15 protein-coding genes are annotated in these 19,864 nt (G+C 72.2%); 6 read left to right on the top strand and 9 right to left on the bottom strand.

Going from position 1 to position 19,864, the window contains the following annotated elements; genetic code table 11:
- Window positions 1-204: 204 nt before the first annotated feature.
- From GFH49_RS22920 to GFH49_RS22910, 3 genes are all read left to right on the top strand, one after another.
- Window positions 205-1,125: a PIN domain-containing protein gene (locus tag GFH49_RS22920; protein WP_230396401.1), complete on the top strand. Its 921-nt coding sequence runs from the start codon at window positions 205-207 to the stop codon at window positions 1,123-1,125.
- Window positions 1,126-1,156: 31 nt separating this feature from the next.
- Window positions 1,157-1,438 carry a hypothetical protein gene (locus tag GFH49_RS22915; RefSeq protein WP_155057592.1) on the top strand — a complete coding sequence of 94 codons (282 nt, stop codon included), beginning with the start codon at window positions 1,157-1,159 and terminating at the stop codon, window positions 1,436-1,438.
- A gap of 69 nt (window positions 1,439-1,507) precedes the next feature.
- Complete coding sequence (locus GFH49_RS22910; protein ID WP_155057593.1) at window positions 1,508-3,577, top strand: Shedu anti-phage system protein SduA domain-containing protein; 2,070 nt, start codon at window positions 1,508-1,510, stop codon at window positions 3,575-3,577.
- A 153-nt stretch (window positions 3,578-3,730) separates the two neighbouring features.
- On the opposite strand, the gene GFH49_RS22905 is transcribed toward GFH49_RS22910, so the two are convergent.
- The 4 genes from GFH49_RS22905 to GFH49_RS22890 all read right to left on the bottom strand — a co-directional run bounded on the left by GFH49_RS22905 (window position 3,731) and on the right by GFH49_RS22890 (window position 7,077).
- Window positions 3,731-3,973, bottom strand: coding sequence for an Hpt domain-containing protein (locus GFH49_RS22905; protein ID WP_155057594.1), 243 nt, complete (start codon window positions 3,971-3,973; stop codon window positions 3,731-3,733).
- A 166-nt stretch (window positions 3,974-4,139) separates the two neighbouring features.
- Window positions 4,140-5,036, bottom strand: a complete 897-nt coding sequence (locus tag GFH49_RS22900) for a hypothetical protein (protein WP_155057595.1) — start codon at window positions 5,034-5,036, stop codon at window positions 4,140-4,142.
- 319 nt (window positions 5,037-5,355) lie between these two features.
- Window positions 5,356-5,610 carry a hypothetical protein gene (locus GFH49_RS22895; protein ID WP_196218066.1) on the bottom strand — a complete coding sequence of 85 codons (255 nt, stop codon included), beginning with the start codon at window positions 5,608-5,610 and terminating at the stop codon, window positions 5,356-5,358.
- Between the two features lie 81 nt (window positions 5,611-5,691).
- A complete protein-coding gene (locus GFH49_RS22890) occupies window positions 5,692-7,077 on the bottom strand; it encodes a TniQ family protein (RefSeq protein ID WP_230396402.1) in 1,386 nt (461 codons plus the stop codon).
- A 790-nt stretch (window positions 7,078-7,867) separates the two neighbouring features.
- Between GFH49_RS22890 and GFH49_RS22885 the strand changes: the two genes are divergently transcribed.
- Both GFH49_RS22885 and GFH49_RS22880 read left to right on the top strand, forming a co-directional pair.
- Window positions 7,868-11,830: a DnaB-like helicase C-terminal domain-containing protein gene (locus tag GFH49_RS22885; protein ID WP_155057597.1), complete on the top strand. Its 3,963-nt coding sequence runs from the start codon at window positions 7,868-7,870 to the stop codon at window positions 11,828-11,830.
- Window positions 11,831-11,833: 3 nt separating this feature from the next.
- Window positions 11,834-12,472, top strand: a complete 639-nt coding sequence (locus GFH49_RS22880) for a hypothetical protein (RefSeq protein ID WP_155057598.1) — start codon at window positions 11,834-11,836, stop codon at window positions 12,470-12,472.
- A 595-nt stretch (window positions 12,473-13,067) separates the two neighbouring features.
- Here GFH49_RS22880 and relB read toward each other — a convergent pair.
- Together relB and GFH49_RS22870 are read right to left on the bottom strand one after the other, a co-directional pair.
- Window positions 13,068-14,198, bottom strand: a complete 1,131-nt coding sequence (relB, locus tag GFH49_RS22875) for a type II toxin-antitoxin system RelB family anti-toxin (protein ID WP_155057599.1) — start codon at window positions 14,196-14,198, stop codon at window positions 13,068-13,070.
- 9 nt (window positions 14,199-14,207) lie between these two features.
- Window positions 14,208-14,534, bottom strand: coding sequence for a hypothetical protein (locus GFH49_RS22870; protein WP_155057600.1), 327 nt, complete (start codon window positions 14,532-14,534; stop codon window positions 14,208-14,210).
- Window positions 14,535-15,454: 920 nt separating this feature from the next.
- Here GFH49_RS22870 and GFH49_RS22865 point away from each other — a divergent pair.
- Window positions 15,455-16,156, top strand: a complete 702-nt coding sequence (locus tag GFH49_RS22865; RefSeq protein WP_230396403.1) for a GNAT family N-acetyltransferase — start codon at window positions 15,455-15,457, stop codon at window positions 16,154-16,156.
- 353 nt (window positions 16,157-16,509) lie between these two features.
- Here GFH49_RS22865 and GFH49_RS22860 read toward each other — a convergent pair whose 3' ends face one another.
- The 3 genes from GFH49_RS22860 to GFH49_RS22850 all read right to left on the bottom strand — a co-directional run bounded on the left by GFH49_RS22860 (window position 16,510) and on the right by GFH49_RS22850 (window position 18,607).
- The gene (locus GFH49_RS22860; protein ID WP_155057601.1) at window positions 16,510-17,364 is read right to left on the bottom strand and encodes a hypothetical protein; all 855 of its coding nucleotides are present in this window, start codon (window positions 17,362-17,364) and stop codon (window positions 16,510-16,512) included.
- Window positions 17,361-17,642, bottom strand: a complete 282-nt coding sequence (locus GFH49_RS22855) for a hypothetical protein (protein ID WP_155057602.1) — start codon at window positions 17,640-17,642, stop codon at window positions 17,361-17,363. The genes GFH49_RS22860 and GFH49_RS22855 overlap by 4 nt, the downstream gene beginning before the upstream one ends.
- A gap of 536 nt (window positions 17,643-18,178) precedes the next feature.
- Window positions 18,179-18,607 carry a hypothetical protein gene (locus GFH49_RS22850; RefSeq protein WP_155057603.1) on the bottom strand — a complete coding sequence of 143 codons (429 nt, stop codon included), beginning with the start codon at window positions 18,605-18,607 and terminating at the stop codon, window positions 18,179-18,181.
- Window positions 18,608-19,864: the final 1,257 nt, after the last annotated feature.

Here is a 19,864-nt window from a genome sequence, read left to right as displayed (position 1 = left end):
GTAGCTGCTGCGAGGACGGCGGTGGGTGTGGTGATCAGTGCAGCGATGACGGCTGAGTCCATGCCGCCGCATCATGCCTGACCTGATAGTTGGCCGAGTTGAAGGCGGAATCGGGGCGCGCTCAGCCCGGTTGCGCGTCGGCCGGGGCCGCCGCGCCGCGCCGCCATCAGCCCGGCGGCGGAGGTGCTCTGGGATGTCCGACCGGTGAGGGATGTCAGTGGCGTGCGACATCATCGGCAGATGGCCACGCAAGCAGCTCCACCGACCTATCTGGATCGCCTCCGGACGGACCTGGACCTGATCGAAGCGGACTTCGTGCAGATCCTCGCGGACTCACAGATCCGAAACACCGACCCCAACCGGGGACGCGACTACGTGATGCACCTTGGCGCTCCGAAGTGGGGATGGGTGCCCAGCAGCCCCGGACTCGAGGCGCGACGAATGCAACTGCTGGGGCGCGTGCGGGACTGGGAGCCGCTGTTCCGCCTGCTTTTCCCGCATCCGACTCCCGAGGTCACCAAGCGTCTTGAGGAGAACCTTGACCTACTGCGGCGCTGGCTTGAGCGCCCGCGTGACAGAACGGTGCCGGCCACCATCGACAAGGCCACCGACCATGTGCGCGACGCAGTGACCACACTCCGGAAACTGGGTGAGCTGCTGCCCTCTGACCCCTGGGCGGTGCGCTTGGTGGTCGACACGAACGTGCTGTTGGACGACCCCGACGTGGCGATCTACACGCCGCTGCTGGGGAAGCGGTACATGGTTCACCTGATGCCCGCTGTCCTGCGGGAACTGGACGACCACAAGCGCGCCGGACGCAACCCCGAAATCCGAGAGGCGGCGAAGAAGGCCGACCGCCGCCTGAAGGGACTGCGGACCAACGGCGACGTGCGGCGCGGCGTCCGAGTCGCCGGCGATGTGCACGCCGTCTTCGAGCACATCGAACCCAAGGGCGACGGGCTGCCGAACTGGCTGGAGCTAGACGTGTCCGATGACCGCCTGGTGGCCTCCACGTTGCTGTTGCAGTCCCGGCATCCCGGGTCTTCCGTCTACGTGGCCAGCGACGACATCAACCTGCAGACGAAGCTCGCCGCAGTCGGACTGCCGTTCATCGAGGCACCATGAACGGACGCTCCGCGCTACATACGCTCAGGACATGACGATGACGCCGCAAGAGCTCGAAGATCAGGAACAGACCCTGGAGCTGATCAACAGCGAACTCGCGGCGCGTTTGGCGCGGCAGTCGGAGTCGGGCGCGAAGGTAGACACGAAGGCGATCTTCCTGGTGGGGTTCGCCGCCACAGCCGCTCAGTTCCTGGCCTCCCGGAGCTTCGAGCCGTTCACCGGCGCTGCGGCCTTCATGGCCTACGCGGTCGCGTGGGCCGGGGCGGGCCGGTTCGGCGGTTCCCCCGTTGCCGCGCTGCGCTTCGTCGTCTGACGTCTCGTTCGGCAGATGGAAAGTTCCGATCGACCGGTACCTGACCGCTCTGCCCTCCATCCTGGACATATGACGTCCAGCGGCCCCGCCCCGGCATACGCGCAGCCGTCGATCACGACGGTGACGCGGCATGACATTTTCAGCTATCTGCGCGGGATATCGAGCCCTTGGTGGGGGAAACTGGACGAGGTCACGTTCCTGGAGGACCTCTACGACCTGGACCGACCTGCATCCGAGAACGGTCGGCTCCCGACTGTCCGCGCTGACATCCAGCAGCACCGGATTAACAACTACGACCTGGACGACGACTGGATCTTCGAGGACTCTCGGTTGGAGCTCTCCGACGGGCCGGACGAGGTGCTGCTTGCCTTCCTGGCACGAACGGTCCATCCCGAGGTTGCGGCCGGCGTCGAGGAGGCGATGAAGCAGGTTGAGGAGCTGAACCGGCTGCTGGCACCGGACGGGTGGGGCCTGCGTTCCTACGAGTTCCTCTCCGGCCGCCCGATCTACACGCCGGTCCGGCTTCCGCCCACGGGCCCGTTGGTCCCGCTGCCGCTGAACGACGACGACACGGGCAAGCTCGACCTGGTCCTCGGGCAGACCTACAGCCTTCTGGACTGCGCCGGCGAGGAGACCGCATGCGACCTGCTGCGTACAGCTGTCCTGACCCTGCGCCCCGACGGCGGAATCTTCCACCCCACGCCTGGTGATGCTTGGACGGCGGACACCTATGAGGCGGTCCTGACCGTGGAGCGCGAGCTCCTGCCCACCTGCGCCCCGGAGACGAAGGAGGCGATCTGGCGGACACTGGAGACCCTGCTCAGCCAGCTCGGACGCACCGACGTCCAGGACCTCGTGGTCGAAGGCGACACCCGGCCGCTGCCCCACATTCCGCCGGACTGGCGGGCCCAAGCCACCGCACCCGCCACCCCCATCGTTCGCGGTCTCCGCCTCCCCTTCACCACCACCGAGTTCGACGTCACCCGCGGGGACTTCGCCGACCTGGAGATCCGTGCCTCGCATGACAGCAGCGGGTTCCACTACCTCTACGACACCCGCGCACGCCGGATGATCACCGACTTCGTCCTCGACGACCGGCCCCAGGTGGCCACACTGTGCAGCGTCACCATCATCAAGAAGGGCAACACCTTCACGCCGAGGATCAAGCTGTGGAAGAAGGACAAGAAGAAGGCCGGGGAGGTCCCCGCCACGCAGACGGTGCCCGACACCGTGGCCACCCGGGCCGTCAAGGCGCTCGTCGACACCGGGGACGTCCACGAGAACTTCTGGAAGGTCATCAACTTCCTCCAGGGCTGCGCCGGGCTGAGCACGCCCGGCGGCTCCCTCCAGCTCGTGGCCGGAGACGAGGCCCAGCTGACCCAGCTGCTGACCGGCCAGGACCGGATGATGGTTCTCGGTGCGGTCAGGACCGCGATAGGCGGCGGGCTCACCGAGGCGGACATCCGGTTGATCAGCAACCGCAGAGAGCAACTCCAGAGGTTCAAGCGGCTGCTGAACGATCCGGACTACTTCCAGCAGGAGGAGAGCCTTGCGACGACGCGCGGGGCGGAGGCGGTCTGGCAGGCCTTCTTCGAGGCGAACCAGTGGATCTTCGGCTACGGGCTCAACCTCATCGCCTGTGAATCCATCGACGACGGCAAACTGGAACGCATCACCACCGGTGCCGATATCTTCGGCGGAGCCGGGAAACGCATCGACGCCATCATGCGTTCCAAGGGCCTGATCAGCAGCATGCTCTTCTGCGAAATCAAGACCCACGACACTGAGCTGCTCGCCAAGACCCCGTACCGCGCGGGCGTCTACCAGGCATCGAAAGAACTGGGCGGCGGCGTGGCGCAGGTGCAGAAGACCGTGAGCAAGGCCCAGCAGCTCATCTCCCGCGAGTTCCTCACCCATATCTACGACGACGACGGCACCCCGACCGGCGTCGAACTGTCCACCACCCGGCCCCGGCAGGTCGTGGTGATCGGGAGCCTGCGCGAGTTCACCCACAACGGCCGTGTGAACCCCGAGAAGATCAACTCCTTCGAGCTGTACCGGACATCGATCCAGGACGTCGAGATCATCACGTTCGATGAGCTTTACCAGCGGGCGTGCTTCATCGTCGAAGATCGCTAAGGCTCCCATCCACCTGTCTGGTTGGCCTGTGGGTGCGTTCAGTACGTACGGCGGCCCGCGTGTGGTGACCGTCGTACGGGGTGAGCCGCTGGTGGCCCCGGCTGGGACCGGGACCACCAGGTCTGCGGATGTGAAATCAGCGGGTGCGCCGGGTCAGCGCTGCTGGATCCACCAGATGATCCACGCGGTTCCGCTCGCGCCCACGGCGCCGGCGGAGCCGCGGACGATGCCGTGGCCCGCCGTATGGGCGAGGGCGCGCAGGCGACGGCGGAGGTCGCCGTCCAGCAGCCGCCGCAGCCGGGTCCGGATCTCGGACCGGATGTGGCGCAGCTTGCCGTTGCCCTGGTGATGCCGGGTCGACGCCGGCTGGTCAGTGCCCTTAGGCTCGTTGGACATGCTGATGGTGCCTCCTTGGGGAGTGACTGTCGGTTTCTTCACTGGGCGGCTCCCTGCTGGAACAGGGGGCCGCCGCCCGTTTGCGGGGCGGCGGCCTGCGCCGCGCCCGACCCGTGTGCGCGGGGCCGGGAGTCGTAGGACCGGGGCTGTAGCGCCCCGGTGGTGTTCATCGCGGAATCGCGGCCCCCGAGAGTGCGGGGATACGGGAGCCGATCCGCAGCGCGGTGCGGGCGATGCCCTCGGGAGTCCAGGCGGCCACTGCCGCCTCGCGCTCCGTCTTGTTGACGTTCAGGTCGAACGGCGCGGCGAGGGCCCAGCGGACGTGCGTGCTCTGCCCGAGGACGGAGAAACCGTCCAACTGCTGCTCGGAGAGGAACTCGTACAGCAGGCGCTTCTTCTTCAGCTCCTCGATGCCACGCCCGACCGTCGACGGGGAGATCCCGTACCAGAGTGCGTACTCCCTGGCCTTGTACAGGGCGAAGGACGGGCTGCGCTGGCTCATGAGGATGAGCAGCATCGCCTTCGCCGGCATCGACAGCTTCCGGTAGTAGTGCTGCTCCCAGTACGCGAACGGCACCTTGAAGTAGGTGCTCTTGCGGGAACCCTCCTTGTCGCCCGACGGCAGCGTGTACGGGTCGCCGGAGCCGTCCTCGAGCAACTTGGTGATCTTCGTCATCCGGCCGTACGGCTCGGTGCTGATCAGCTTCAGTTCCTTGAGCTTGTGCAGGTGCCGGGAGACCGCGGCGCTCGCTGTGCCGTTGGTGGCGAAGGAGATCCCCGCGGCGCGGCCCCAGGTCTCGGACCGGTGAGCGACGCCCCAGTCGGCGCGCGCGGTGACACAGTGGATCAGGAGGAACAGGTCCAGCCGCTCGTTGCTGCGCAGCATCTTGGAGAACGGGCCGGGCCGCGTGACCAGGCGGAGGCCGGGATCGGCATCCTGGACGAAGGCACGCCGGATGAGGACGGCACGGCCGGTGCGCTTGGACTGCTCCAGCAGCATCCGTATCGTGTCGTCCTGGCTCACGGCCATGTCCCGCTTGAGCACGGTCAGTTCGGTGTTCACGGAGTCCATGTTCACCGATCGGCCGCACGAAGCGGGTGCCGAATTCCGGTGCGGGCCGCTTGGCCGCTTCCCGTTCAGACCGGGCTATCGGAAAACATGGGATAACTGATGACCCCAGTAGGAAACCATTGGCGGCCACAGCCGCAGGCAGTCACGTAATCGACACCTGGAACCTTTAACGCTTCAGACGGTGATCTTTGATGTTCTGGAACCCTACTCTTGGATAGTTCACGCCGTGACTCCGTACCTGGTAGAACACGGCGGCGAATCCGGTTCGAGCCGGTCGCTGGTGGCGTCTCTTCCCGTGGCTGCCAGCGGCCTACGCGGTCCGTACGACTGCGCCCTGTCTTGCTGGCCGTAGAGGCGCTCTCCGCCCGCCAGAGCGGCCTCCAGCGGACCGCGCGTCTTCTTGCGCCCTACTCTCCCCGTTGCCCTGCCAGGGCTCGTAGGGGCGTTCCTGCTCCTGGAGGGCCTCGTAGTCGCCGCGGTCCACCAGCGAGGCGTACGTGAGGACGAGTGAGTCCGGGACACCAGCGAGGATGACCGCGAGTTCGGGGTTGTCCACCGGCGTCATCGGGGCCTGCCTCACACCTTTTGGGATCCACCGCCGCCCGCCCCGCGCGACAACGCGAGGACAGGACTCACGATGGGGGCGTCAGCCGTCATCCTGGCCCGCGGCAAGAACCTGTGCCAGCTCGTCGGCGGGCAGGCGGGACCACTGGGCGACCTCCTCCAGTGCCACCCCGGCGGCGACGGCTGCGGCGGCGGTGTGCAGGAGGGCCTGGTCGATCAGGCCGGCGCTGTGGCTGAGGTGCTCCAGCAGCGTGCGGGCCACCTCGGCGGTGGTGCCGTTCTGCGTGCCGTGCAGCTGTGCCAGCTGCTCCCGGGCGTCGTCGAGTAACTGGGTGATATGGAGGCGGTGTTCGGCACGGACGGTGGCACGCCATCGGGTACCCGAGCCGCCCGAGTGTCTCTCCGCCACCAAGACGCGTAGCTGACCGGCCATCGTTGCGGGCTGCTGTTCACGCTTGAGCTGCCACGGATCGTCCCGCCACCCCGGCGGCCCGCCGCCGCGGCGTCCGCGCACGATCGCGCCCGTGAAGTCGCTCAGCGGGCTGCCGTAGTCGGCCGCGACCAATGAACCCAGCCATGGGCGGCCCACCCGCTCGCCCAGCCGGTGACAGAACGGGTCGTCATCCTCCAGCGCACGCGGCCGCATCCCGCCGCTTGCGCGCCAGGCCAGTTCAGCCATCGCCGGCTCCAGCAGCGCCCCCGCCACGGCCACCACCTCGGGGAGGATGGCCGCGTCCCGGCCCACGATCCGCCACCATTCCAGCTCTGTCCCCGCGCTGCTGCCCGCCAGCTGGTGCAGACGGCGCGGCCAGGTCTCCTCGTGCTCCCAGTACAGGGCCTCCTCCCACCAGCGGGCCACCACTGCATGCGCCACTGTGAACGCCTGTTCCGGTTCTACTCCGGCCCGCATCGCACGCCGCGCCACGCCCGGCCACCGCCGCTGCGCGGCCATCACCTCGGGAACACTGTGCAAGGTCAGGTGTTCCAGCGGCTGGTCGGCGTCCGCGTCCAGCAGCCAGCGTCCGTGCTTGAGGCAGACCCGCCGCCAGCGTGGTACGTACTGCACCGCACGTACCGCCTGCCCGGTGCGCCGCGCGGTGCACAGCTGGCAGCCGAACGCGGCCGGCCCCACCACCGTGCCCGCGGCCCGCCACCGCGCCTGCGCCACGGCGGCCTCTTTGCCGGTGCTGATCTTGGGGTCGTCCACGGTGAAGGCCGGCAAGGCGCGCGCCAGCACGTGAGGCTCCACCCTGCACAACTCGGCGAGCACACGCCGCCCGGCATCGTTGAGCACGACCTCCGCATCGGCCCGCACGCCGCCGCCGTCGTACCGCGCGGCGAAGTTTCGGCATGTCCACAGCCGCAGCACATTCCCGGCCGCCAGACCGTAGCGGGTCGCGACCCGGCTGATCAGCGACGTGGTCAGCTCCCCGGCCAACGGCACGGTCCGCAACACCCCTGCTGCCACAGCTCTCCCCGACGCCGTTTCCTGTTGCTGCTCGGTGCCCTCTGCGCACCGCGTCTCACGGTCAAAAGCCCGTTCCCGCCTGGCCCTGGGACCCCATCATGGTGCGGCACCGCTTGTGCAGCCAGGGCAGGTACCCGCACCATGAACACTGCGGCCGCACGGCGTGACCGCCTCATCCTCACCAGCAGCGCAACTGTTGCCCACCGCCCCGACGCGCCCCTGCACGTTGCCCTCCAGCACGGGCCGGACTGCGGTCCCCGGCCGGGGAGTAGTCCGCAGCGGTGTGAGGAGCGCCCGCCCGTGTCCGCCCCGCGCCCAACTCGGCCTTGCGTTACGCATTCTCGCCCCACCGGTCACGTCACTCCCTTCCACCTCGCCGCGTTACGTGTCGGCGTCGGAGTTGTGTGGCGGATGGCGTTACGGGTCGAGTAGGGTGGGGCTTGCTGCTGGCGGCTGCCCGAGTCAACTCGGCTGCGCTGTAGGTGTGTTGTGTCTGTGGCTGCGTCCTGGCCGTCTCGACCGAGCCCCGCCGCCCGCTGCTGGTGGTTCGTGAAGGCGGGGGCATGGTCGTGTTCAGCGTCCGGTGGCGTGCCGGTGCCCTGGGGCCGTGCTTCCCAATCCGTCCCGCTTCGCGTGTCTGGAGATCCTGATGCCTGCCCACTCCGCTGTCCCCGATCCTTCCGCTGCTGGGCCCGCAGCGGAGGAGGCAGGTGGTGCTCCCGCGCGTGCCTGTGCTGCCGAGCCGGCCGCCGCTGCGCCGACGTCGGTCGAGGCGCCGGAGGTGTTGGGGGTGACCGAGGCGCGGAACCGGCTGTACGAGCTGGTAGACGCGGCGCGGGACGAGGGCCGGGTAACGGTGATCGTGAAACGTGACGGGAAATCGCACCGTGCCTACCGCGCCGCACTGATCCCGGTGGGTCGGCTGGACGACTCCGCGCGGATGCGGCTTGCGGGATGGCCGTCGTGGGCGCGCACAGCGGCGCGGCCGAAGCTCGGTGACCGCGTGATGGACGCGGCTCGCCGTCCGGGCGTGCCGCAGGTTCTGCTGGACCGTACGACGCCTCTTGCGGTCCTGGTGGACGCCGCTCTGGTCCCGCCCGGCGACGCACCGGTTGCCGTCCCCATCAGCGGCGCGCCCGCACCGGCCGCAGCGTGGGTGGACACAGCACATCTCCCGTCTGTCGTGTCCACAGCGCCCCAGGCCCCCGAAGCCCCTGGAAAGGGCCTGCCCGCCGCCGGGCGGGGGGCCGATGCAGACGTTGGCGCCCCGGTCCCGACCCCCGCCGCTGACACAGCCTCCGCCGCCCCGGCCGCCGTACCGGCTGCTGATGGCGACTCCGGTATCCCGGTGGCCGTCCCCCGTGACGTGCCCCCCACAGGCGCCGAGGCAGTTCCCGGTGCTCCGGCGGCCGCGTCCGGTCACGCTGCTGCTCACGACGGTGCCGGTGACCGCACGGCTGCTGCCGACGGTCGGGACATGGTCCGTACGGCGGGTGGGGACGGTCCGGTGCCGTTGGCGGGTCCGGCCGAGGCCCCCGCATCCGTCCCGGCTGCTGGTGGGCTGCACCGGTTGCACGGCCTCGGTGATGTCGCCGGGCAGGCGCTGAGCAAGGCGGTCGCGCCGTCGGTGGTGCCGCGGTTCGGGTTCGGTCTGCACGCCCTGGATGCTGTGCTGGGGAGTCTTCCGGTGGGGGTGTTGACGGTGGTGGCGGCCGAGCCGCACGCGGGCGGCTCGCTGTTGGCCGTGCACGCCGCCCGGCACACCGCGCTCGCCCGCCGGCTGCCTGTGTTGTACGCGGCGTCGGGGCTGTCGCGGACGGATGTGGCGATGCGGGTGATCGCGGCCGAGGCGGGGCTTGATTACCGGCGGCTGCGTACCGGCGCCCTCACCGAGGACGAGCAGCGGGCCGCGGCCGCCGTCCAGGCCCGCCTCGCCGGCGCCGCCCTGCACGTCGACGACGGCACCGGCCTGACAGCGGAGGCGATCGCGGAGACCGCCCCCTACGTCGAGGGCCTGGCCCTGGTCGTCGTCGACCGGTTCCAGCACGCGGCCGACCGGTTCATCCCGCTGTCCGGTCCCGCGCTTCCGGAGGCGGCCCGGCTGCTCGCGCATGTGGCCCGTACCCGGAACGTGCCGGTGGTGGCCGTGCTCGACACCGCCGACCCCGAGGTCCTGGCCGCGCTGGACGCCGCCCACGTGACCCTGACCCTGACCCGTACCGGCAACGACGCCCAAGTAGCCGTGGCCGAACGCGACTTCGGCGAGCTGACGAGGGTGCCGCTGCGTGCCGATCTCGCGTGCGCCCGCTTCACCGACGCGCCCGAGCCGGGGTACCGGTTCGACGCCGAACACGCCTTCCGCGGTGCGGAGGGCGAGAAGGTCACCGCCGACCTCGCCGACGCGGTCCGCCCCTACATGGAAGATGGCACGCTCGGGCAGCTCCCGGACGACCTTCGGGTTGTGCTGCTCGCCATGGTCCGTGTCCTCGACGGCGAGGATGCGTCCGCCTCGAACCTGTCCTACTTCCAGAGGGCGGTGCGCGGCGCCGCCGCTCACCGGCCGCGTCTGCCTGACACCGGCCCCGGACGGCGGCTTCAGCAGGCTCTTGAGGCCTTCTGTGCGCACGCCGCTGCCCACGGCCACGGTTCCGCCGTACCGGCCCCCGTCCAGGGAGCGGTTTCGGCTGTCCAGGGGGCGGTTTCGGCGGGGGCGGTGAAGCCGTCCGCGGCCGCGGGCCCTGGCACGCCGTCCGGCGCCACTGCCGGCCCGGCCGTGACGACGTCGCCGTCCGCCGGGGGCGCCCTGGCGTCCCCGGCCGCCGCCCTGCAGCCCGCTTCCGCACCGGCCGTCGGGCCGGCCGAGGCGGCGGCTGCGGGGGAGGGGTTCGCGGCCGCGGAGGCCGAACTCCTTGACGCCGCGCTGCCGTTCACCTCCGGTGCCCGCCACGGCCTGTCCGCCCGCCTGACCGGCGCGCTCGCCGCGCTGCGCGAGGCCTCCACCGTGTCCGGCCGCGCGGACGAACTGCCCGGGCTGCGCCAGGCCCTGGCCGATCTCGCCGCCCGCCGGCCGCCGGTGCCGGCCACACCGGAGGGCGGGCGCCTGGGCGCCGCGCTGGCCGCGTTCACCGCCGCCCACCGCGACACCCCCACCGGCGTCGCCGCCCCGGGCGCGTCACCGGTGCCGGCGATGCCGGCCGGCCCGCAGCCGGTCCCCGCCGCCGGCACGCCTGAGGCGGGTCCGGTCCCCGCCCAGGTGCCGGACCTGGACGCGGCGGAGGCCGAACTCCTCGCCGCCGCCGCGCCGTTCCTCACCGGCAACGAGCACCGCTCGCCCTTGTCGGTCCACGCCCAGCACGTCCTGACCGCCCTGCGCGATGCGCTCGCTCCCGGCCACGAGCACCTCCTCCCGGTGCTGTCGGCCGCCCGGGCCCGTGCCGCCGAGCTCGGCGCCCGCCGGCTGCGCCTGCCCCCAACGGACGACGCCGCCCGGCTGCGCACCGCCCTGACCGCCTACCACGCGGCCGCGACCGCCGCAGGGATCACCCCGTCCGCCCTCCCCGCCCCCGCGCCCCTGAACACCCCGGCCACGGCGTCCCTGACGGTCACCGAGCCCGCCCCCGCCACTGAGCCCGGTACCGCTGTCCCGGAGTCCGGCGAGGCACCGGCGTCCGGTACGGCCGTTCCGGCCCGGCACGTGGTGGAGGGAGTGGTCATGGATGCGCCCTCGGCCTCGTTCAGCGACGACACGCCTCCGCCCGAGGGCACCCCGGGCACCGGGACCGGCAGCGGGCGCCGGAACTACTCCTTCTTCCTCGGCAAGATCCGCGACGCGGTCGAGCAGGCCCTGGACGAGACGGACGGCGACATCGAGGCCGCCGTCAAGGCGCTGCAGAAGAAAGCCGTGCCGGACTCAATGGCCCTTTTCAAACTCACACGGGTCGGGGGAAATTACGTTCACACCGTTTACCCGCCCGCTCTGGATTTCCTCTCCAAGCCCGGACAGGGCGAGGCTGACGGAGTGTGGGAAGGGCGCCAGAAATGGCGCAACGCCCCCCTCTACGAGGCCATCAAGCGGGGGGAGCGCCATCCGCTGGACGTGGTCGGCCTGGACATCAACGCGGCCTATCTCTCCGCGTTCAAGACGCACCTGCCGATCGGGGCGCTCAAGCACGACCCGACCGGAGGCTTCGACCGCAAGCGCGCCGGGATCCACCGGGTTGCCCAGTTCAACTGGGATCACACCGACCTGCCCAGCCCGCTCGGCAACCGGATCGAGCCCGGCCCCTACCTCCTGGACGAGGCCACCGTCCGCCTCCTGATCCGCTGCCACGAACTCGGCCTGAGCGAGCCGCCGCAGATCCTGGAATCGTGGACCTCCGGCGCCTCCGAAGCACTCCTGGAGAAATTCCGCCGGGTCCTCCAGGAAGCCCGCCAGACAGCGATCGACACCGGGGACCCGGTCACCGGGGAATACGTCAAGGCCATGTACTCCCGGTTCACCTCCACGATCGGCGAATCAGGAAAGAACCGAGAACTCCGCCGACCCGAGTGGGTCCACACCATCCGCTCCCAGGCGTTCGCAAGCCTCTGGCTGAAGGCGTGGAAAGCACACCAGGCAGGCCTTATCCTGGTCCAGGTATCCGGCGTCGATGAACTCCACGTCGCCGGAGGCGACTGGAAAACCGTGTGGGAAGAGGGCCGCAAGCCCACCCAGATGAAAGTGAAGCGCCTCTACACCCTCGGGGGAAAATAACCGATGCCGTACGACGACAGCGGCTGGCGCAATTTCGGCACCTACGGCGCCAACCGGTCGGCCGAGAACGTCCGCGGCGGCAAAGCCCTCGGCCGCGCCCTGGAAGACGCCCTGTCCCGCCAGATCCTCGAAGGCGGCATCAAGTCCCCCGTCACCACCCCCCGCGGCCTCAAGGCGCGCCTGAACTACCTCAACAGCGACGCCGGCATCCAGGCCATGCGCGAGGCCGGGATCACCGTCAAGTCCCGCGCCCTGAAGAACTGGTTCGCCGGCACCCAGAAGCCCAACCCGGCCAACCTCGAACTCGTCGACACCGCGTACTGGGACCTGCGCACCCGGCGTATCCGCGACAACCCCGGCGCCTTCAAGCAGCACCTCAACAACCAGGGCAACGGCACCGCGGTCGAGATCCACCCCATCAACCAGGACCTCGTCGACGAACACGCCCGCCGCCCCAACCTCATGGGCGACCAGGCCATCCGCACCCTGCCCGCGGTCCGCTACGTCTGGAACGACGCGGTCGACGCCATGGAAGCCGGCGACGAAGGCAAACTCGAGGAAATCTGGGACGACATCATCACCGACCTGGACTCCGACTGGGGCGCCTACACCTACGTCTCCTACGTCGGCCTCGGCGCCTGAGGAGGGGGGACCCGGTCCGCTGTCCGCCGTCGGACGAGGGCCTCGCCCGAGCCTGAACCCGTCGTACGGCGGGGCGGACGGCGGCTGAGCGGCACAGGACTCCGCATGGCCAACGACGGCGCCGCCCGCACGTCACGGGCCCCGGGCCGGTTCCTGGCGGCGGCCTGCGCCGAGTCCCGGTACGCGGCCGTCGGGGAGGCGGTGCGGCTTCCGCAGACGCGGGCGCGCGCCGAGCTCGTCCCGGCCGGCTCGATCACCGGACGCGCCGCTGTCCCCCCGGCGTCGGGGACGCGCTGCTGCTGGTCGCCGTCCCGGTCGTCCGGCTCCGCGCCGCGCCGTGCGGCGGGCAGTTCTGTCGGCACGCCGCGAGGGCCGGGCCCGGGCGACGAACACCTCCACCTCTGTGTCCTGGGGGAGTTGAGGACGGCGCCGGACAGCTGCTCACGCTCGCACGACGCCGTTGCCCCGCCGTACGCGAGCGGGTCTGCCTGCGAGGCCCGCAGGGGTTCCGCCGTCCTGCGCGAGCCGACGGCGACGGAGCAGCGCCGTTACGGCTGGGCGTGCCGGTTGGCTTCGCCGGCTTCGTCGCCGTCGGTCAGGCGGCGCGGGCGGCGGGTGTGGCTGGGGGCGGTTGCGGGACGAGGGCCGGCGGGAGCGCCGGGGGTGTGCCGGGCCGCTGGCTGTGTGCGGCCTGGTAGAGCTGGGTGCCGCCGTCGGCGGTGTGCACGACGAGGTCGGTGCCGTGGTCGTCGGCGGGGCGGGAGACGGCGGCGGTGTCGGGCCGGGCGAGGTCGACACCGTGGGTGATGAGGCTGGTGGCGGTGATCCAGTCGGGTGGGGTGGTGCCGTTGCGGTGCGCCTCGCGGCTCGCCGACCGGAACATGAGGGCGAGGGCGGTGACGGCCGGCTGGATGCCCGCGGCGAGCCGGTCGTAGTCGTAGTGACGGGACTGTGCGGCGAGGGCGTCGACGGCCGGTTTGATGCCGGCGGCGAGCCGGTCGGCGTCGTAGTAGCGGGACTGGTAGGCGGCGAGGGCTTCGAGGACGGGGCGGAGGGCTGCGGCGAGCCGGTCGAAGTCGATGTCGAGGAGGGCGCCGGTGTCGGTCCCGCCGCGGGCGAGGGGGAGCGGGTGGCTGCGGACAATGCGCTGGGTGACCTGCCTGCGCCGGCCGCGCGGGGGCGCGGGGCGGGTGCCGCGCTGGGCGATGACGTGGTGGTAGGCGTCGAGGTAGGGGCGCTGTGCGGGCGGGTGGATGCCGCAGGCGGTCAGGAACGTGATCAGCTGCTCGCGGCTGGCGGGCAGGCCCTTGCGGTTGACGATCCGCCACGCGGTGGTGCGCGGCAACGGGAGGCGGGGGGCGCCGGCCCGTTCGTAGGTCTGGGCCAGCAGGAGGCCGAGGTCGCGCTCGTCGTGGACGAGGGCGGGGGAGGGCGCCTTCAGTTCGCGCAGCCGGTCGCGCTGGGCGGTACGGCCGCGGGCGCGCAGGCGGCGGGCCTTGTCCTGGTCGGCCGGGCCGGCGCCGCAGGCGCGCAGATAGGCGTCGAGGACGGACGGGGTGGGCGGGGCGGTGCCGGACTCGGCACGCTGGACGGCGCCGCGGGAGATGTGGGCGGCCTCGGCCAGGGCGCGCTGGGTCAGCCGGGCGGCGCCGCGCAGGGCTGTGAGGTGCCCGGCGAGGTGCGCGAAGGGGTGCCGGCCGGCGTCGTCGGCGGGGGAACGGGTCATGGCCGGCGCCTACCTGCCCGCGCCGGAGCGTACGGCGGCCTCGGCGAGGACGCTGATCAGGCGGCGTCCGCCGCCGGCGGCGGTGAGGGTGGCCGCGCCGATCGCCCCGCAGCCGCCCAGGAGGGCGAAGACGGTCTGCAGCTCGGTGCCGGCGAGGAACAGGCCGGTGCCGAGCCCGAGGACGGCGATCAGCAGGATCAGCGCGTGCGTGGGCCCGAAGCGCCCGGTGGTGCCGTCCGGCTCGCCGCCGCCCGCCGGCGGCGTCGGCGCGGCGGCGGGTGCGCAGGTACAGGCCGGGCCGGGGCTGGCCGGGCGGGGGAGCGGGGGAAGGCTCATGGTGTGCAGGACTCATTCCTGACGGGGGCCGCCCGGCGGCATGCCGGGGCCCGGTGCTGTGGTCGCAAGGGTGCGCGGTCCAGGGGCAGTTGGCCCTGCCGCTGATCGGGCTGCGCGGCGTACAGCCTTCCACGCCCCGGTACCCCGCCGCCCCGTCCCAGCGCCCCTTTTGGTCGCTATGCGGCTTGCGGGCCCCGTCGGTGTTCCCCGTCCCGGCGAGGAATCCGGCGCCCGGCCGGCCCGCCAAAACCAGGGAGACGACGACGGGTTGCGTGCCCGAGACCCTCCTGGCGGCCCACCGTTTGTTCGGGCCGACTTGCGGCCTGGGCCGTATCAGAAAGACGGTGGTTAACAGCACGACACCGACGGCGAGTTCGCCGGTGTCCTCCTGACGGCTCCTGGTCGCAAGCCCGAACCCGTCCTGGAAGGCGAGCGCGTTGGCCCGCGCCCGCCGCCGCGTCAAGGCCGGCACCGCCCTCGGTGCCGGCCTTGACGCGCATCCGGAGGGAAGACGGCCGCCCGCCGGCTGACGCAGACTGCTGCTGTCCCGGGGCGTCGTATTCCAGACGTGCTTGCCCCTGGCGAGCGTCGGGTTCACGATGTGGGGCATCCGCTGACCGGCTCACCGAGCCGGCGGCGCTCCTGAGCTGTACGGGTCGCGATTCCGCCGCATCAGGACACCCCGCAGGCCGTGTTGGCGCAGGTCCTGCCGGGCACCAGCGCGTGAGCGGCCGTCGGCGCCGACACGGCCGTCCGTCCGTCACCGGCGTGCTCCGCCGGCTGCCCCGCGCCTCGTTCCCGGTACGGGACCTGGGCGCACGGGAGTTCAGCCGCTGGCCTTCTCCCTTCCCGCTCGCCCACCGGCCGGTCCGGCAGTCAACGTCCGCCGGACTGGACGGTGTTGGGTGAGGATGTGGGGTATGGGACGAGCTTCTCGACGACGTGCGGAACGCCGCGCCGCACCGGCGGCGGCGCCGGAACCCGGATCCGGCCCGGGAGCGGTGGTGCTGGGGCGGTATCTCCTGCGTCCGGCCACCCCGGACGATGATCCCGGTGTGGTGCGCGCGCTGCTGGAGCCGGTGGACTTCATGGACGCGGCGATGGCTGAGGGGATCGTTGAGCGGATGCGCACCGGCTGGCGTCTGCCGGCCGGGTTCGGCACGGCGACCCTGCTGCTCGCCCAGGAACACCCAGGCGGTGAGGTCGTCGGCCTCGCCCATGCGGTCCCGCCGGTCCAGTGGCTGGCGGAGGCGGGGCTGGATCTGCAGTGGTGCATGCGGCTGTCGCGGTCGCTCGTCGAGCTGGAGGCGGTGTCGGTGGCCGACAACGCCCGCGGCCAGGGGCTCGGGCACCGGCTCGTCGGCCACCTGGTCGACTCCTACACCCGCCAGGGCTACGAGGCGATGCTCGGCGGCATCCACACGCACAAGCCCCACCTGGCGCCGTACTACGAGGCCGACGGATTCCACGTCCTGGCGCCCGGCGCCCCGTTCGACCTGCGGCTGCCCATCGGCCGGCTCCGGTACCCGGCGGATGCGTCGATGCGGCACCTGGTGCGCCCGCTCACCGGCCGGGTGTCGTACGGACACGGTGTCCTGGAGGGTCTGCTCGCCGACCGGTGACCTCGGTGCCGACGGCCGAGCGCCGCGCGCGGGCCGCCACCGACACCGCCCGCGCCCTGCTGGATGCCGGCGACGCGGCCGGCGCCCTCGCCCAGCTACGCCGGATCGAGCTCGCCGCACCCGGCGAGGCCCGCCGTCCCTCGGTCCGCGCGCTGACCGCCGAGGTCGCCGCGGCCCGGCCCGGCCTCGCGGGCCTGGACGCCTACGCCCGCCGCACCCAAGGCGAACACACCGGCTGGCTAACCCCGGCCGCGCCAAGATCCCGGACACCGCGGACGGTCGCCGGCTGTGCGCCGCGCTCCGCTCGGCCCGGGACCAGCACGCGCCGCCGTAACGGCGGCACCATACGGCCGTCAGTCGCCGGACCCGCTCGCCGTCCGGGTGTACGCGGCGAGTTCGGCGCGAAGGCTGCCCCGCCCTGCGCCGGCCGCGTCCCGCGCCTGCTGCAGCTCCTGGAGCTCGTCGTCGGTGAGGTCGTCGACCCAGGCTTCCGTCCGCCGGTGCTCGGCCTCTTCCTCGTCGCGCAACTGCTTCTCGTACCAGTCGAGTTCGTCCTCGTCCCGGATCCAGTGGCGCACGGCCGCGTCCCGCTCGCGCCGTGCCTCGGCCTCTTCGGCGATCTCGCACGGGTACCCCGCCCGCGATGGGGTCGGGGGGCCGGTCAGGATCCGTGCGCGGGCGGCGAGCAGCGCGCGGGCGGTCTCCTCGCCGGCGCCGCACGCCGCGGCGAAGCCGGCCAGCAACTCCTCGCCGGGCAGCCGTCGGCCCGTGAGGGCGTTGTGCAGGGCGCTGCGCGAGATACGGCCCGCGGCCGCGGGCGAGTCGGCCAGCCGGCGCAGGCTCGGCCCGCCGGCCGCCGCCCGGATCTTCTCCATGGCGGTGGCCAGTCCGGCCCGGGTGGTGATCTGGCGTCCGGGCACGTACGCGGTCGGCCTCCTGACGGGCACCGGGTGTACGGCGGCCGCGGCCGCCGTACACACCCGCGCGCCCTCCTCCTCGTCGGCCTCCGTGCCGCGGGCGAACGCGCGGACGGTGTACAGGGTGGGAAGCCGCCCGTCCAGGGCCCGGCGCACGGTGCACGCCGAGACCGGCATCTCCCGGGCACCGGCCCGCCGCGCCAGGGCCTCGAAGGTGCGCCGCCCCTTCGCCGCGCGCAACCAGCCACGCAGCCGCGCCAGTTCCACCGGCTCGGCCGCCGGGCGGCTCACCCGCGGCCGCCGCCGCTGGTGGCGAGCTCGGCGACGACGGCCAGGAGCCGGCCCGCGCGGCGCCCGGCGAGCAGCACCATCACGGCGCCCGCGAGCAGGGTCAGCACCATCGGGATCGGGCGCTGAAGGACGGCGAGCAGCGTCACCGCGGCGACCACGGCGATGACGACGGCCGCCTCGCCCGCACCGAGCTTGCCCAAGGCGGCCTCGGCCCGGGCCGCCGACCGGGCGCCGCCATGCTCGACAACGGGCCCGGCGGCGGGCGGGGGAGCGGACATGAGGGGGTGCCTCCAGACGGTTCGGCGGGACGTCCGCGGCCCGGGGTGCGCCCGGTCGCGGTGAGCCGATGGTGGCAGCGCCCGCCCCGTCTCCGCGACTCGCGCACCGCCTGCCCCGCACCCGACGTTCTCCTCGCCTCCCGCGGCAATGCCCAGGCCAGCGCCCACAACCGAGCAGTCCCCGTCCACGCCCCGCCAGGGCCCACCGCGCCCAACGCCCACCCCTGCGGCACGGCCCGGCCTGCGTACGGGCCGTCAGCCGGCCTGCCCGGCCGCGCCGTCGAGACCGCGCGGGGCTCGGTCTCGACGGCGGCGTACGCGGGGCGGGAGCGTCCGGGGCGCCCGTCCCGTCCGAGGGACCGGATACCCTAACCAGGCGATCTGATCTCGACCGGCCGAGCCTGGGCCGGCACACACCCCGCACACCAAGCCGGCACCCGCGAAGGCACAGGCCACCCCAACCCCCACAACGAGCCGCACCCCCGGAAGGTCACGCCCGTCCTGCACCCCGCCGGCGACCGGAGGGCGCCCGGCCGTCACCCGCTGGGCTGCGCCGCCGCGCCCACCGGGCCCGTAACGCCCCCGTGCGCGCCGGCCATCTGGGCGATCACGTACCAGAGGCGGTCGGCGCTCCCGGGTGGCCAGGGCATGCGCAACTTCCCCGTGGCGGGGTCGAGTTCGCCGCACCACTGTGCGTACCGGGAGGCGACGTCGTCCGGCCACAGGATCCCGTGCCCGCCGGGTACGGCGTCCGGCCGGACGCCCCCGCAGCCGCCCGCTACGGCCAGGGCGCGGTCGAGGCCTGCGGGATGCCCCAGCACCTCCAGCCGCGCCGTGACGTCCCCGAGCGGCCCCCACACCACCCGCCGGCGCACCGCCAGCACCCGCGCGATCCGCCCCGACCCCTCCGCCGCCGAAACCGCGCCCGCCGGTGCCCCGCTCGTGCGCGGCCCGGCGAGGCGCACCAGGACGTCCTCCAGGACGCGGCCCGTCTCGTCCGCGACCTGGACCCGCCCGGCCAGCGGCGGCCGCGCCCGCCCCGAACCCGAACAACGGCGCCGCGGTCACCTCCACCCACACCACCGCCAGCGGCCGCGACACCAACCCCCCAGCCCACAACCCCAGTTCAGCCCTGCGCACCCGCAACGCCTCCTGCGTGCCGGCCAGCTGCGCCAGATGCCGGCACGCCGCACACACCCGCCGCCCCTCGTGCTCCAGCAGCGGCAGCTGACCGCCACCCCCGCACCCCTCACACACCCGCCCCACCGCCCGCCGCTGCGCCGCGGCGGCCAGCTGGCGGCCGGTGGCCGCATGGGCACGGACTCGGCGACGGCGTACAGGTCGAACGTCTGCAGCTTGCCCCGCCAGTTGTAGTCGTGGACACGCGGGCGCGGACGGGCCCGCCGGGACGCCGGGGCGGGTCGGCGTCGCCCAGCCGGGCCCGGGTGACCAGCCCGGCCGGCACGTCGCCCCAGCGCTCGTACCGCACCGGCCGGACCTCGGCCGCCACACCGTTCCCGTCCGCAGCGCCACCACCGCCCGCCGCCCGCTCCTCGCCCGCCCCGCGCGTACCGTCGACTACGGCAACTACTGAATTTGTGGCGCTCAATTCCCCAATTCCTTCCCGTGCCCTATTCTGTTACGGGTCGCCTTTCTCTCCCCGCAACTCCGTTACGCGTTACGTGTCCTTTCCCGAACCCGTAACAACCCGCTAATCGGGATTCCCTCTGGATGACGCACTGTCAATTCCAGCGGAATAAGTTTCTGACGCCACGTAACCCGTAATGGAATGCGTATCAATTCTAGAGAGGTCTAGTCCACTCAGAACCAAGCATGGACGCTTGATCTGATGAACCGTCAGACAGCAGCGATGCGGCACCGGTTGCCAACCTCCCCTTGCTGCTGCCATACTGTAACCACAACGAGCCGGGGCCGGGAAGCCCGGCGGGCGCCCCGGCCCAGCTGGACCAGAGACGCAAACCCCCTCAAACAGGAGGCATCAAGCCTCTGAACAGGGAAAACAGAAGATCGAGCCGCCACCAAAATCGGGAGCCACGCCCCACAGGCCAGGATCCCACCCCGAGGCCGGCACCCGGGACCACGAGAAGCGGACAACAGAGAGTAACGTTCAACTCTCAACGTCTTCAAGAGGGTTGCGGAGCAACCCAACATCTTCCGTCGCGAAGTGACGGCGCGTCATGTCTCCGGAGGAGACCGCGCGC

Origin of the sequence: Streptomyces blattellae, from assembly GCF_009709555.1 — a bacterium.
GTDB classification, from domain to species: Bacteria; Actinomycetota; Actinomycetes; order Streptomycetales; family Streptomycetaceae; genus Streptomyces; species Streptomyces blattellae.
This window is presented reverse-complemented; position numbering and strand designations above follow the sequence as displayed.

Coding starts and splice junctions, on each gene's coding strand:
- GFH49_RS22905 (WP_155057594.1), bottom strand. CDS start 3,973: ATGTCCAACGAGCCTAAGGGCACTGACCAGCCGGCGTCGACCCGGCAT.
- GFH49_RS22895 (WP_196218066.1), bottom strand. CDS start 5,610: ATGACGCCGGTGGACAACCCCGAACTCGCGGTCATCCTCGCTGGTGTC.
- GFH49_RS22855 (WP_155057602.1), bottom strand. CDS start 17,642: ATGTCCGCTCCCCCGCCCGCCGCCGGGCCCGTTGTCGAGCATGGCGGC.
- GFH49_RS22865 (WP_230396403.1), top strand. CDS start 15,455: ATGGGACGAGCTTCTCGACGACGTGCGGAACGCCGCGCCGCACCGGCG.
- GFH49_RS22880 (WP_155057598.1), top strand. CDS start 11,834: ATGCCGTACGACGACAGCGGCTGGCGCAATTTCGGCACCTACGGCGCC.
- GFH49_RS22870 (WP_155057600.1), bottom strand. CDS start 14,534: ATGAGCCTTCCCCCGCTCCCCCGCCCGGCCAGCCCCGGCCCGGCCTGT.
- relB (WP_155057599.1), bottom strand. CDS start 14,198: ATGACCCGTTCCCCCGCCGACGACGCCGGCCGGCACCCCTTCGCGCAC.
- GFH49_RS22915 (WP_155057592.1), top strand. CDS start 1,157: ATGACGATGACGCCGCAAGAGCTCGAAGATCAGGAACAGACCCTGGAG.
- GFH49_RS22910 (WP_155057593.1), top strand. CDS start 1,508: ATGACGTCCAGCGGCCCCGCCCCGGCATACGCGCAGCCGTCGATCACG.